Raw genomic sequence first — 13,097 nt, forward strand, 5'->3', positions numbered from 1 at the left:
ATGGCCCGCATCCTGCGACTGATCGTGCTCCTGCTGCTGTCCGCCTCGCCGCCGGCGTTCGCCCAGCAGGCCCTGCATCTCGATGCCATTGACAACGGCCTGCTGATCCTCAGCTACCACGACATCCGCGACCAGGTCGCGGCCAAGGGCGACGCCGATACCTACGCGGTGAGCACGCAGAACTTCGCCGCGCACCTGGACTGGCTGGGTGCGCACGGCTATCACCCGGTGTCGTTGTCGCAGGTGATCGACGCCTCACAGGGGCGCGCCACGCTGCCACCAAGGCCCGTGCTGCTGACCTTCGACGACGGCCTGCGCAGCGTCTACGACAAGGCGTTCCCGCTGCTGCAGGCCTACCGCTACCCGGCGCTGGTGGCGGTGATCACCGATTACGTGGACATGGCGCCCGGGCGCACGATCGACTATGGCTACCGGCCGTTCGGCCACGATGACTTCGTTACCTGGGCGCAGCTGAAGCAGATGCACGACAGCGGCCTGATCGAAGTGGCCAGCCATACCGACGACCTGCATCATGGCGTGCTTGCCAATCCGCAGGGCAATTCGACGCCAGCGGTGGTCACCCGCATCTACAGCCCGACCACGCACAGCTACGAAAGCGAGGCGCAGTACGAGCAGCGCCTGCGCGCCGACCTCGGCCGTAGCGTGCAGCGCATCCAGCAGCACCTGGGCATACGCCCGCGCGCCATCGTCTGGCCCTATGCCGCCTACAACCAGCTGAGCAACGACATCGCCGAGCAGCTGGGCATGCCGATATCCTTCGATCTGGAAGGCCGCAGCACACCGGTGGCCAGCGACCTGCACGGGCTGGCGCGTTTCCTGGTGAGCGACAACCCGACCGTGGAGGGGCTGGCCTTCGAGCTGCGCCGCGATGTTGCACTCGATGGCATCCGTGCGCTGCAGGTCGACCTGGATGATGTGTATGACCCGGACCCGGCACAGCAGGCGCGCAACCTCGATGCGCTGATCGAGCGAGTCAAGCGCATATCGCCCACCCACGTCTACCTGCAGGCTTTCGCCGACCCCGACGGCAACAACACCGCCGACGCGCTGTACTTCCCCAACCGGCACATGCCGATGCGCGCGGACCTGTTCAGCCGGGTCGCCTGGCAACTGAAGTCGCGCGCGGGAGTGAAGGTATACGCTTGGCTGCCGGTGCTCGGGTTCGAGCTGCCCGATCCGGTGCAGCGGAAGGCATTGGCGATCCACAACGGCGATACCGACGGCATGTACCGGCTGGACTTCACCAACCCGAAGGCACGCCAGATCATGCTCGACATCTACGAGGATCTGGCCGTCAACTCGTACTTCGAAGGCCTGCTCTTCCATGATGATGGTTACCTGCGCGACACGGAACTGCCGGCGCTGGCGGCCGGCGGTGATGGCAGCGCACGCACCCAGGCACTGATCGACTTCACCCTGGCCCTCCGCGACAGTGCACAGCGCTGGCGACCAAAGCTGGCGACGGTACGCAACCTGTATGCCGAGCCGGTGCTGCGCCCGCAGAGCGAGGCGTGGTTCGCACAGCGGCTGGACCTGTTCAACAAGGCCTACGACCAGACCGCGCTGATGGCGATGCCGTGGATGGAAGGCAGCAAGCACCCCGAGCGCTGGCTGGACCAGCTGCTGGCCGCGGTGCGCGCGCATGATCCCCAGCTGCAGCACACCCTGTTCGAACTGCAGACCGTGGATTGGCGCACCGGCCAGCCGATTCCCGCCGAACGCCTGCGCGCGCAGATCCGCCGGCTGCAGGCCCAGGGGGTGCATCACTTCGCCTGGTATCCGGATGATTTCATCGCCGACCAGCCCTCCACCCATGATGCCCGCGCGGCCATGTCCGCCGGCAACTTCCCGTACCCGGAGAAGTGACATGGACATGCATCCGCTGCTGCAGGTCCTGTTCCAGTTCGCCTTCTACTACCCGATGGTGATGGCGTTCTTCTGGATGTCGGGCGGGCTGTATTACTACTTCCGGCGTGAACGCCATTCGCGCCCGCGCAATGATCCTCCGTTGATGGTCGACCCACCGTTCGCAAGCCTGCTGATTCCCTGCCACAACGAGTCCGAGAACCTGGACGACACCCTGGGAGCCGCGCTGGCGCAGCGCTATCCGGCCGACTACGAGGTGATCGCCATCGACGATGGCAGCAGTGACGACACCGGCGCCCGGCTCGACGTGCTGGCGGCGAAACATCCACGGCTGCGCGTGCTGCACCTGGACCGCAACCTCGGCAAGGCCAATGCGCTGCGCATGGCGGCGCTGGCGGCACGCTCGGAGTACCTGGTGTGCATCGATGGCGATGCCATGCTGGAGGAGCACGCCCTCCACTGGATGGTTTGGCATCTGGTCAGTGGCAACCGGGTCGGCGCGGTCACCGGCAACCCACGCATCCGCAACCGCTCAACCCTGCTCGGGCGCCTGCAGGTGGCCGAGTTCTCCTCGATCATCGGCATGATCAAGCGCGCGCAACGTGTTTACGGGCGCATCTTCACGATCTCCGGGGTCATCGCCGGCTTCCGTCGCACCGCACTGCACCAGGTCGGCTGGTGGTCGGACGACATGGTGACCGAAGACATCGACATCAGCTGGCGCCTGCAGCGCGCGCACTGGGACATCCGCTACGAGCCCAACGCGCTGTGCTTCATCCTGATGCCGGAAACGCTGAAGGGCCTGTGGCGGCAACGACTGCGCTGGGCGCAGGGCGGCGTGGAAGTGATGCTGCGGCATGCGCGTTCACTGTTGCACTGGAAGGAGCGGCGCATGTGGGGCGTGCTGCTGGAGTATGTGCTGAGCGTGATCTGGGCCTACACCATGCTGTTCATCGTGGTGTTGTGGGTGCTTGGCAAGCTCATCGACATGCCGCCGCAGCTGTATATCGCCAGCCTGCTGCCGCAATGGCATGGCGTGATCCTGGCCCTGGTCTGCCTGCTGCAGTTCGCCAGCAGCCTGATCATCGACCGCCGTTACGAAACACAGATTGGACGCAACTACTTCTGGGTCATCTGGTACCCGATGGCGTACTGGCTGATCAGCCTTTCCACCACCCTGGTGGCGCTTCCCAAGACCCTGCTGCGCCGTCGCAGCAAGCGCGCTACCTGGACCAGCCCTGACCGGGGAATCCGATGAACGCCCACCACCCGTCCAACCGCTTCGACTCGCGGATGATCCGCAAGCCACATCATCAACCGCGCTTCCAGCGCACCGCCTGGGGCTTCGTCACCCTGGCGTTCTGGGGGTTCTACTTCTACCTGTGGGCACCGTTGGTGACCCTGCTCTCGTGGCTGATCGGCGGGCAGATGGCCTGGCAGCAGCTGTACGAGCGCAAGAACCAGTTCGACCCCTATGTGCTGGTCGCGCTGCCGCTGATGCTGTTGTGTGCAAGCGTGCTGCTGATCGGCTGGGCCGAGTACAACCGCGCGCGTTTCCGTGGCCGCGAGCGGCGCCAGCCACGGCCATTGGCCAGCCTCAATGAAGTAGCCGCCGATCTCGGCGCCAGCACCGGCCTGGCCGAGCGGCTGCTGGGCTGCAAGTGCGCTACGCTGCACATGGATGAGCATGCGCGGCCGATGGGCATCCGCCGCGAGGTGGTGTAACCCGACAACCCGGTGGGTGCCGACCCTGGTCGGCACTTGCTTTGGTAGATGCCGACCTTGGTCGGCACCGGGGTCTACCGCGAAGAGCATCCACGCACGGCGTGGATCTACTTGCGCGTCTGCCCTTCGCCACGCACCACGAAACGCTCGACGGTGAGCGCCTCCAATCCCATCGGGCCGTAGGCATGCAGCCGTGTGGTGGAAATGCCGATCTCGCTGCCCAAGCCGAGCTGGCCGCCATCGGAAAAGCGCGATGAGGCATTCACCATCACCACCGCCGAACGCAGCGCGTTGACGAAGCGTTCGGCGTGGCCGGCGTCTTCGGTCGCAATCACTTCGGTATGGTCGGAGGTATAGCGGCGGATGTGCGCAATGGCCGCATCGAGGTCATCCACCACCCGCACGGCCAGCACCAGATCCAGGAACTCGGCGGCGTAATCCGCATCGGTGGCTGCGGTGCTACCCGGCAGCAACGGCTGCGCAGCCGCGTCGGCGCGCAGCTCCACGCCGCGCTCACCGAGTGCCTGCGCCACGCGCGGCAGGAGGGTTTCGGCCACATCACGGTGCACCAGCAGGGTCTCCAGTGAGTTGCAGGCGGCCGGACGACTGCACTTGCCATCCACCAGAAGATCGATGGCCTTGCCAAGGTCGGCACTGGCATCCACGAACAAGTGGCAGACGCCCTTGTAGTGCTTGATCACCGGCACCCGTGCGTGTTCGGCGACGAAACGGATCAGGCCTTCGCCACCACGCGGAATCGCCAGGTCGATCAGCTCGTGCAGCTGCAGCAATTCCAGCATCGCTTCGCGGCGCAGGTCGGTCAGCACCGTCACCGCGGCCGGTGGCACGCCGTTGGCCTTGAGTGCGCCCGCCAGCGCCTGGGCGATGGCGGTGTTGGAATGGATTGCTTCGGAGCCACCGCGCAGGATCACGCCATTGCCAGCCTTCAGGCACAGCGCGGCGGCTTCGGCGGTCACGTTCGGGCGCGCCTCGTAGATCATCGCGATCACGCCCAGCGGCACGCGCACCTTCTGCACGCGGATTCCGTTCGGGCGTACGTCATCGCGGGTCACCTGGCCGACCGGATCTGGCAATCCGGCTACTTCGCGCACGGCCTCGGCCATCGCGAACAGGCGCGGCGGGTCCAGTGCCAGGCGATCAAGCATGGCGCTGCCCACGCCTTTCCCGCGTGCAGCGGCAAGGTCGCGCGCGTTGCCGGCCAGGATCAGCCCGGCGTTCACTTCCAGTGCCTGTGCCATCGCCAGCAGCAGCGCGCGCCGGGCGTCACTGTCGAGACCGGCGACCACCTGGGCCGCGTCACGGCAGGCCCGCGCCTGCGCTTCGATGTCACTCATCGGAATATCCTTCAATGCGGTCATGGCAGCACCAGGTCGTCACGGTGGACGACGCTGCCGCCGTAGTTGTAGCCGAGCACGGCCTGGATGTCGCGCGAATGGCGGCCAGCGATGCGGCGCACGTCGTCGGCCGCGTACTGGCTGACACCGCGGGCGATGCATACGCGCCCCTGCGATGCGTCCCAGCACACCTGCACCATGTCGCCACGGCGGAACGTCCCTTCCGCACCGGTGATGCCGCCAGGCAACAGCGAAGCGCCCTTCTCGCGCATCGCCTGTGCCGCACCGGCATCGATCAGGATCGCGCCTTCGGCCAGCGGTGCGTGCCGCAGCCAGTGCTTGCGTGCGGCCTCGCGGCTGCGCGCGGCGTGGATGCGGGTGCCGAACAGGCGATCCTGTGCCAGCGCGCGCACCACCTCGCCACTGCGTCCATTGAACAGGTAGGTCTCGATGCCGAGGCGACCCGCCTTGGCTGCCGCTTCCAGCTTGGTGCGCATGCCACCGGTACCGGTACGTGATCCCGCGCCCCCCGCCATCGCCAGCACTTCATCATTCAGTTCCGCAACGTCGTGCAGCGGCCGTGCGTCGGCATGCGAGCGCGGGTCGGCGCTGTACAGGCCGTCGATGTCGGTGGCGATGAACAGCGCATCGGCATCGACCAGCGCCGCCACCGTCGCCGCCAGATTATCGTTGTCGCCAAGCTTGAGTTCGTCCACCGACACGGTGTCGTTCTCGTTGACCACCGGCAACGCGCCCAGCCGCAGCAGTTCGTTGAGGGTGGCGCGGGCGTTGAGGTAGCGGCGGCGGTTGCGCAGGTCGTCATGGGTCAGCAGCACCTGCGCCACCGGGCGCTCGAAGAAGCGCTGCCAGAGCCCGATCAGCTGGGCCTGGCCGAGCGCGGCCAGCGCCTGCCGCGCCGCCATCGCCGCGCCGGGCTCATCGGCCCGCGGCAGGATCGCGCGCCCGGCAGCGACCGCGCCGGACGATACGATCACTACCTCACGCCCGGCCAGTACATTGGCAGAGACGAACTGCGCCAGGCCCAGCGCATGGCGTGGCGACAGGCCACCGCCGTCGGCCGCCAACAGGCTGCTGCCGACTTTCAGCACCGCACGCCGCCACGGCGGCAGCGCCTGTTCCGGGAACGGCGAAGCGACGTGGCTGGCATGCAGGGTCATCGGTCAGGGCCTCAGCGGGTGTTCCATTCGTGCACGGTCAGGTCGGAGGCCTGCATCGTCACCAGCGGATCGGTGGCGACGATGGCCTGTGCCTGCGCCAGGCTGTCCACGTTGCACAGCACATAGGCGCCACCGCTGCCATCGGCGAAGCCGCCGGTCAGCTGCAGCTTTCCCTGCGCCTGCAACGCATCGAGGAAGTCACGATGCGGCTGCACGGCGGCGGCATTGAAACCGGGCCGGCGCATGGCCAACACCAGGTAGACCGTGCCCGCCATCAGGACAGCGCCTGCCAGCGCGCGCGCAGTTCATCCAGGCGCAGGTTGGCTGCCGAACCCGGCGACACGCGAGCGGCCAGGCTGCCTTCCGGCGTGCGCCCCTGCCCTGCACTGTCGGCACCGGCCGCAGCGGCCTTGTAGGCCTCGCGGAACGGCACACCAGCCACGGCCGCTTCCACGGCAACGTCGGTGGCATACATGCCCGAGTCGATCGCTGCGCGCAGCCTGTCGTCACGCCACTCCAGATTGGCCAGCAGCGCCGGCAGCAGCTCCAGCGCGGCCAGGCCACGGCCGAAGCCATGGAAGATGGCGCCCTTGGACGACTGCAGGTCGCGATGGTAGCCCGACGGCAGCGACAGCAGCTGCTCGATCTCGGTGCGCGCGGCGGCGACGCTGGCATGGGTGGCGCGCATCAGCTCGATCACATCCGGGTTGCGCTTGTTGGGCATGATCGAGCTGCCGGTGGTGTACTGCGCCGGCAGTGCGACGAAGCCGAACTCGGCGCTGGTGAACAGCGACAGGTCCCAGGCAATGCGGCGCAGGTCCAGCGTGGCACCACCCAGTGCTTCCAGCGCGGCCAGCTCGAACTTGCCCCGCGACAGCTGCGCGTAGATCGGCGAGATCTGCATGCGTGCGAAACCGAGCACGGCGGTGGTGTGCTCGCGGTCCAGCGGCAGGTTCACGCCGTAGCCGGCAGCCGTGCCGAGCGGATTGGCGTCGACCAGCGCATGGGTGTCGCGGGCACGGATGGCATTGTCGATGAAGGCCTCGGCCCAGCCCGCCCACCACATGCCGGCCGAGGACACCACGGCACGCTGGATGTGGGTATAACCGGGAATCGGCAGGTCCTTCTCGGCCTGGGCACGGTCCAGCGCGACCTTTGCCACTTCGGCGCTGAGCTGGGCAACGCGCTGCAGCTTTTCCTTCAGCCACAGGCGGGTGGCCACCAGGATCTGGTCGTTGCGGCTGCGGCCGGTGTGGATCTTGCGGCCGGCATCACCGAGGCGTTCAGTCAGGCGCGCTTCGATGGCCGAGTGACCATCCTCATACTGGGTATCCAGCACGAAGCGGCCTTCGCGGAAGTCCTGCGCCAGGATCTCCAGTTCGCGCAGCAGGCCAGCCAGCTCGTCGGTACTGAGGATGCCGATGTGCTGCAGGCCCTGCGCATGCGCGGCGCTGGCGGCGATGTCATGCAGGAAGAACTCGCGATCGAGGATCACGTCGTCGCCGGCGAGGAAGGTCTGGATCTGGGCGTCGACGGCGACGCCGGGCTTCTGCCAAAGAAGGTCTGCCATGGGGGCTCCGGAAGGCGGGTTCAGTGCGGGATCGACGTCAGTTCGTCGATGCCCAGCGCAAGGTTGAGGTTCTGCATGGCCTGGGTGGCCGCGCCCTTCAGCAGGTTGTCCAGCGTCGCCACCACGACCACGCGCTTGCCGCCCGGGGCCAGGGTGAAGCCACCGACCTGGGCACCATGGCGGCCGGCAATGCGGCTGACCCAGGGCGCTTCGTCCACCACCTCGATCAGCGGTTCACCGGCATAGGCCTGCTGGAAGCGCTCGACGATCTGCTCGCGGGTCTGCACCTGGTTCAGCCACAGGTTGGCGGTAAGCGTGATGCCACGGAAATGCGGGGCGACGTGCGGCATGAACTCGACGGCCACGCCCAGCTGCACCGACACTTCGCGCTCGTGCACGTGGTTGGTCAGCGCGTAGGGCATCAGGTTGTCGGCCAGCAGGTCGACGTTGTTCTTGTCCGACGGCGTGGTACCGGCACCGGAGTAGCCGGAGACACCGAAGCACTGCGGCGGACCGGCCAGCAGGTCCAGCAGCGGATGCACCGCCAGCTGCATCGCAGTGGCATAGCAGCCCGGATTGCTGATGTGCTTCCGGCCGTTGTAGCGGCCGCGGGTCAGCTCCGGCAGGCCGTAGTACCAGCTTTTGTCGAAGCGGTAGTCGGCCGACAGGTCGACGATGACGGTGTCCGGTTTCGCTGCCTCAAGCGCGGCCACGAACGGCGCGGCCAGGCCATTGGGCAGGGCCAGGATCACCGCATCCACGCCCTTGGCGGCCACCGCGTCGGCGTCCAGGTTCTCGTACTGCAGTTCACCCTGGAATTCCGGATGGTGATCGGACAGGCGCTGCCCGGCGCGTTCGCGCGAGGACACGAAGGCCAGTTCCAGGCGCGGATGGGCGGCAACCAGCTTGATCAGCTCGGCGCCGGTATGGCCGCGGGCACCGACGATGCCCAGGGTGAAAGTCGAATCGTTCATGCGTGACTGTCCAGGCGGTACTGCAGGTGGCGCTTCACGCCCTGCCATTCCGCATCGATGATGGAGAAGATGACGGTGTCGCGCGGCGTGCCGTCGGCATGCCGCTTGTGGTTGCGCAGCACGCCATCCTGCTTGGCGCCGAGGCGGGCAATGGCGGCGCGCGAAGTGGTGTTGAACCAGCTGGTTTCCAGCACCACGCTGATGCAGCCCATCGTTTCGAAGGCGTGCTGCAGCAGCAACAGCTTGGCTTCGGTATTGGCCCCGGTGCGCTGCACGCGCGGCGTGTACCAGGTGTAGCCGAGGCTGAGTTTCGGCACGCTCGCATCCATGTCGTAGAAGCGCGTGCTGCCGATGATCTCACCGGCGGCATCGCAGATCACGAACGGAAGCACCTTGCCCTCGGCCTGCGCCTGCAGCGCGGCCTGCACATAGGCCTCGGCCCGCTCCGGCGACGGCACCTGGGTATACCAGAGCTGGTCCAGGCCGCTGCCGTCCAGCGCAGCACGCAGGCCGGGCACGTGTTCCATCTGCAGCGGCTGCAGCATCACGTGCTGGCCGCGCAGGGTGGGTACCGAATTCCAGGCGTCGGGGTTGCTCATCGCTCAGCCCTGCAGGCTTGGCGTGCGCTTGGCGCAGTGGTCGACATAGGTGCGGATGCGATCAATGCCATCGGCACCGAACCAGAACACCTTCCATTGATCCTGCTTGTAGCAGCCATCGGATTCGGCGTAGTAGAAATGGTTGATCGGGTTGCCATGCCGCGAGCGCCAGAACAGCTGCGGGGTTTCCTCCAGCATCACGTTCCAGACCGCACGACCGAGGCCTTCACCCTGCGCGTCGTCGAGCACGGCGAACTTGTCCAGGTACACGCCTTCGGCCTCATCGGTGAGGATCACCGCGGTGCGGTAGTTCTCGCTGACATAGGCGCGCAGCAGTCTGGTCTTCTCGAAGTAGTCCGGCACCAGGGTGCGGCCAAAGCTGGATTCAATCAGGCCCTTCAGGCGCGGCAGGTCCAGTTCGTTCCAGACGGTGGCGCGCAGCACCTTCTCGCCCTTGCGCACCAGCGTGCCCGAGCCCTTGTGGGTGAACAGTTCCTTGGCCAGGTCGGCCGGACGGGTGATCGACACCGACGATTCCAGCGGCAGGCGATCAAGCAGATCCTTGATCTGTTCGATCTTCACCTTCATGCCGCCGTGGATCCACGGCTGCGCGATCAGATGGTCGTACTCGGTGGACAGGTTGATCGAATCGATCACGTTGCCCGCCTCGTCCAGCAGGCCACCGGTGCCGGTCAGGAAGATGATCTTGTACGGCTGCAGTTCCTGCACCAGCTCGTTGGCGGCAAAGTCGGCGTTGACGTTGAGGATCTGGCCGCCGGCGGTCTCACCCAGGCTGGTGATGACCGGGATCGAACCGGCGCGCAGGCTGGCCTCGATTGGCGCCAGGTTGACCTTCTTCACCTCGCCGACCAGGCCGTAGGTATCCACGTCCAGGTACTCGGCCTCGAACACGCCACCGGTGATCGAAGTGGCGCGCGCGCCGTTCTGCTGCAGCGCCTCGACCAGGCGCAGGTTGGACTGCTGGAACACTCGGCGCACGATCGCCAATGCTTCCGGCGAGGTCACGCGCAGGCCGTTCACGGTCTGCTTCTCGATGCCGGCCGCCGACAGCTCGGCATCCAGCTGCGGGCCGGCGCCGTGCAGCACGATCGGGGTCAGGCCGACTTCCTGCAGGAACGACAGCGAGGAGGTCAGTGCGTCGAGGTCATCGCGCAGCACTGCGCCGCCGACCTTGACCACGGCGAAGCGCTTGGCATCCAGCTGCGAAAAGCGCTTGAGGTACTGGCTGATCTCCTTCGCGCTAGCCATGCTGGAAAGCAGGCGCACGATGGTCTGGCGGGTCTGGCGATGGGGCTGGAGGGCAGGAGACATTTCGGTTTCGTCGGAAAGGAAAGAATCAGGCGCCGGCGGCGATGATGCGGTGCACGGCGCCGGCGTAGCGCTGCAGCTGGTCCAGCGTCACGAACTCGTCGGCGGTGTGGGCCTGGGCGATGTCACCCGGGCCGAACACCAGCGTGGTGTAGCCACCGGCCGAGAACAGCGAGGCTTCGGTCCAGAAGTCCACCGCGTTGCCGATCGGCAGGTCCAGCGCATCGGCCACGTCGCGCGCCAGCAGGCGGCGGTTCTCGGCTTCGGCGATGTCGCCGGCCGGCAGGCTGGGGCCGCGGAAGGTTTCGGTGAATACCGCCGCTTCCGGCTCGGCGAAACCGGCGAAGGTGGCCAGCAACGCGTCGATGTTCATCGACGGCAGCGGCCGGAAACCGAAGCGCACTTCGGCGGTGGGCGCGATCATGTTGGCCTTGATGCCGCCTTCGACGCGGCCGATGTTGAAGCGCAGGCCGGTCAGCCCGCCAAAGCGCGCCGACGCCAACGATTCGACATGGTCCAGCGCACGGTTGCCCCAGCGCATCGCCTGGTGCAGCGCGCTGGCGGCGGCATCCTGCTTGCCCGAGGCATGCCCGGCGCGGCCGGCGAACTGCATCAGCACCGAGCTGATGCCGCGATGCGCCAGCACCGCTTCGCTCATGGTCGGCTCGGCCACAAGCACCGCTTCGTACGGAATGCCGCGGGCCAGGAACGCGGCGATGCAGCGCGGATCGTTGGCTTCCTCGTCGCTGGAGAACAGGAATGCCGCGTCACCGTCGCTGGCATTGGCTGCGGCCACCAGTGCAGCGGCCGCGCCCTTGATGTCACACACGCCCAGGCCGACCACGCGGTCGTCCAGGCGCCGCATCACGTGCGGGTCGGCACTCCAGTGCGGCGAGTCCGGCACGGTGTCCAGGTGCACGTTGAACAGGTACTTCGGCGTACCACGCACCGCGTACAGGCTGACCGCGCCCGCGCCATGGTCGATCACCTCGACATTGAAGCCGGGCAGGTTGTCGCGCAGGTAATCGAAGATGCCGCCGGTGGTGATCGCACGCGGCGGGTTGCGGGTGTCGAAGGACACCAGGGCCTGCAGGTGATCGAGCGTCTGTTCAAGCATGAATCAACAATCCTGTGGGATTCCGCCGGGCATGGCCCGGCGCTACCGGAATGCGTCTGGTGGAGAGCCCCCTTGTTGTTCAAGGGGGCGCGCCAACGGCGCGGGGTTGAGGTGGAATGCGTGGTCAACCGCTTAGCGGTTGACTTGCGCGTAAAGCGTCGAACTCATGCCGAACAGCTTGATGAAGCCCTCCGCCTCTTCCACGCCCCAGTCGGCCGACTGCGCGTAGGTGGCACCCTTGGTGTTGAGCAGGTGCGGCGACTTCACCGCCACCGCATCGACGCGGCCGCCGCGGGTTTCCAGCACCACTTCACCGTTCACCTTGGCCTGCGAGGACTTCAGGAAGGCCTCGATGTCAGTCTTCAGCGGGTCGTGGTAGAAGCCTTCGTACACCAGCTCCACCCACTTGCGCGCCACGTCCGGCTTGAAGCGGTTCTGCTGCTTGGTCAGCACGGCATCTTCCAGCGCGCGGTGTGCGGCCAGCAACGAGACCAGGCCCGGGGCCTCGAACACGATGCGGCCCTTCAGGCCGATCACGGTGTCGCCGGTGTACACGCCACGACCAACGCCATACGGGGCGAACAGCTTGTTGAGCTGGGCCAGGATCTGGTCGCCCTGCAGCGCCTTGCCGTTCAGTTCAACGGCTTCGCCTTCGACGAACTTCAGGGTGACGGTCAGGGCCTGTTCCGGCCACTCGCTGCGCGGCGAGCACCAGCCACGCGCACCCTCGCCCGGGGCTTCCCAACGGTCGATCTCGCCGCCGGACATGGTCAGGCCCAGCAGGTTCTCGTTGATGGTGTAGGCCTGCTGCTTGGCGCGCACGCCGAAACCGCGCTCTTCCAGGTACTTCTGCTCGTAGGCGCGGGTCTGGGTGTGCTCCTTCTGGATCTCGCGGATCGGCGCGATGATCTGGTAGTCACCCAGCGCCTTCACCGCCAGGTCGAAACGGACCTGGTCGTTGCCCATGCCGGTGCAGCCGTGGGCGATGATGTTGGTGCCCAGTTCGGCGGCACGCTTCAGCGCGGCATCGACGATCAGGTAACGGTCCGACACCAGCAGCGGGTACTGGCCCTGGTAGCCATCGCCAGCCCACACGAACGGCTTGACGAAGCCTTCCCAGATGGCCGGGCCACCATTGACGGTGACGTGGCTGGTGACGCCCAGCTCGGCGGCACGCTTCTCGATGAAATCGCGCTCTTCATCATCCACGCCGCCGGTGTCGGCGAACACGGTGTGCACGTTGTAGCCACGCTCCTGCAGGTACGGCACGCAGAAGCTGGTATCCAGGCCGCCGGAGAAAGCGAGAACGACGTCTTTGTTGCTCATGGGGAGGGTATGTCCTGGTAGCGCCGGGCCGTGCCCG

12 protein-coding genes are annotated in these 13,097 nt (G+C 66.7%); 3 read left to right on the forward strand and 9 right to left on the reverse strand.

Features of this window, described 5'->3' with window-relative positions; genetic code table 11:
* The 3 genes from pgaB to pgaD are packed head-to-tail and all read left to right on the forward strand — an operon-like array spanning position 1 to position 3,612.
* On the forward strand, positions 1–1,887 hold the full coding sequence (gene pgaB / locus V3B41_RS08935; RefSeq protein WP_049429607.1) for a poly-beta-1,6-N-acetyl-D-glucosamine N-deacetylase PgaB: 1,887 nt from the start codon (positions 1–3) through the stop codon (positions 1,885–1,887).
* Between the two features lies 1 nt (position 1,888).
* Positions 1,889–3,145: a poly-beta-1,6-N-acetyl-D-glucosamine synthase gene (gene pgaC, locus V3B41_RS08940; RefSeq protein ID WP_049429608.1), complete on the forward strand. Its 1,257-nt coding sequence runs from the start codon at positions 1,889–1,891 to the stop codon at positions 3,143–3,145.
* Positions 3,142–3,612 carry a poly-beta-1,6-N-acetyl-D-glucosamine biosynthesis protein PgaD gene (pgaD, locus tag V3B41_RS08945; RefSeq protein WP_295548675.1) on the forward strand — a complete coding sequence of 157 codons (471 nt, stop codon included), beginning with the start codon at positions 3,142–3,144 and terminating at the stop codon, positions 3,610–3,612. Before pgaC ends, pgaD begins: the two co-directional genes overlap by 4 nt.
* A gap of 107 nt (positions 3,613–3,719) precedes the next feature.
* On the opposite strand, the gene V3B41_RS08950 is transcribed toward pgaD, so the two are convergent.
* From V3B41_RS08950 to V3B41_RS08990, 9 genes are all read right to left on the reverse strand, one after another.
* Positions 3,720–4,991: a glutamate-5-semialdehyde dehydrogenase gene (locus V3B41_RS08950; protein ID WP_329860733.1), complete on the reverse strand. Its 1,272-nt coding sequence runs from the start codon at positions 4,989–4,991 to the stop codon at positions 3,720–3,722.
* Positions 4,988–6,145, reverse strand: a complete 1,158-nt coding sequence (gene proB / locus V3B41_RS08955; RefSeq protein WP_329860735.1) for a glutamate 5-kinase — start codon at positions 6,143–6,145, stop codon at positions 4,988–4,990. Before proB ends, V3B41_RS08950 begins: the two co-directional genes overlap by 4 nt.
* An 11-nt stretch (positions 6,146–6,156) precedes the next feature.
* Complete coding sequence (locus V3B41_RS08960; protein ID WP_010486652.1) at positions 6,157–6,420, reverse strand: YciI family protein; 264 nt, start codon at positions 6,418–6,420, stop codon at positions 6,157–6,159.
* Positions 6,420–7,715: an argininosuccinate lyase gene (gene argH / locus V3B41_RS08965; RefSeq protein ID WP_295548681.1), complete on the reverse strand. Its 1,296-nt coding sequence runs from the start codon at positions 7,713–7,715 to the stop codon at positions 6,420–6,422. Before argH ends, V3B41_RS08960 begins: the two co-directional genes overlap by 1 nt.
* A 20-nt stretch (positions 7,716–7,735) precedes the next feature.
* Positions 7,736–8,689: an N-acetyl-gamma-glutamyl-phosphate reductase gene (gene argC / locus V3B41_RS08970; RefSeq protein ID WP_329860738.1), complete on the reverse strand. Its 954-nt coding sequence runs from the start codon at positions 8,687–8,689 to the stop codon at positions 7,736–7,738.
* Positions 8,686–9,288: a GNAT family protein gene (locus V3B41_RS08975; RefSeq protein WP_049429615.1), complete on the reverse strand. Its 603-nt coding sequence runs from the start codon at positions 9,286–9,288 to the stop codon at positions 8,686–8,688. The genes argC and V3B41_RS08975 overlap by 4 nt, the downstream gene beginning before the upstream one ends.
* A gap of 3 nt (positions 9,289–9,291) precedes the next feature.
* Entirely contained in the window at positions 9,292–10,620 is a 1,329-nt protein-coding gene (locus V3B41_RS08980; protein WP_329860741.1) for an acetylglutamate kinase, read from the reverse strand.
* Positions 10,621–10,645: 25 nt separating this feature from the next.
* On the reverse strand, positions 10,646–11,734 hold the full coding sequence (locus tag V3B41_RS08985) for an acetylornithine deacetylase (RefSeq protein ID WP_295548686.1): 1,089 nt from the start codon (positions 11,732–11,734) through the stop codon (positions 10,646–10,648).
* Between the two features lie 132 nt (positions 11,735–11,866).
* Positions 11,867–13,060 carry an argininosuccinate synthase gene (locus V3B41_RS08990; RefSeq protein ID WP_329860743.1) on the reverse strand — a complete coding sequence of 398 codons (1,194 nt, stop codon included), beginning with the start codon at positions 13,058–13,060 and terminating at the stop codon, positions 11,867–11,869.
* Positions 13,061–13,097: the final 37 nt, after the last annotated feature.

Source organism: Stenotrophomonas sp. SMYL89, assembly GCF_036319985.1.
GTDB lineage: Bacteria > Pseudomonadota > Gammaproteobacteria > Xanthomonadales > Xanthomonadaceae > Stenotrophomonas > Stenotrophomonas maltophilia_Q.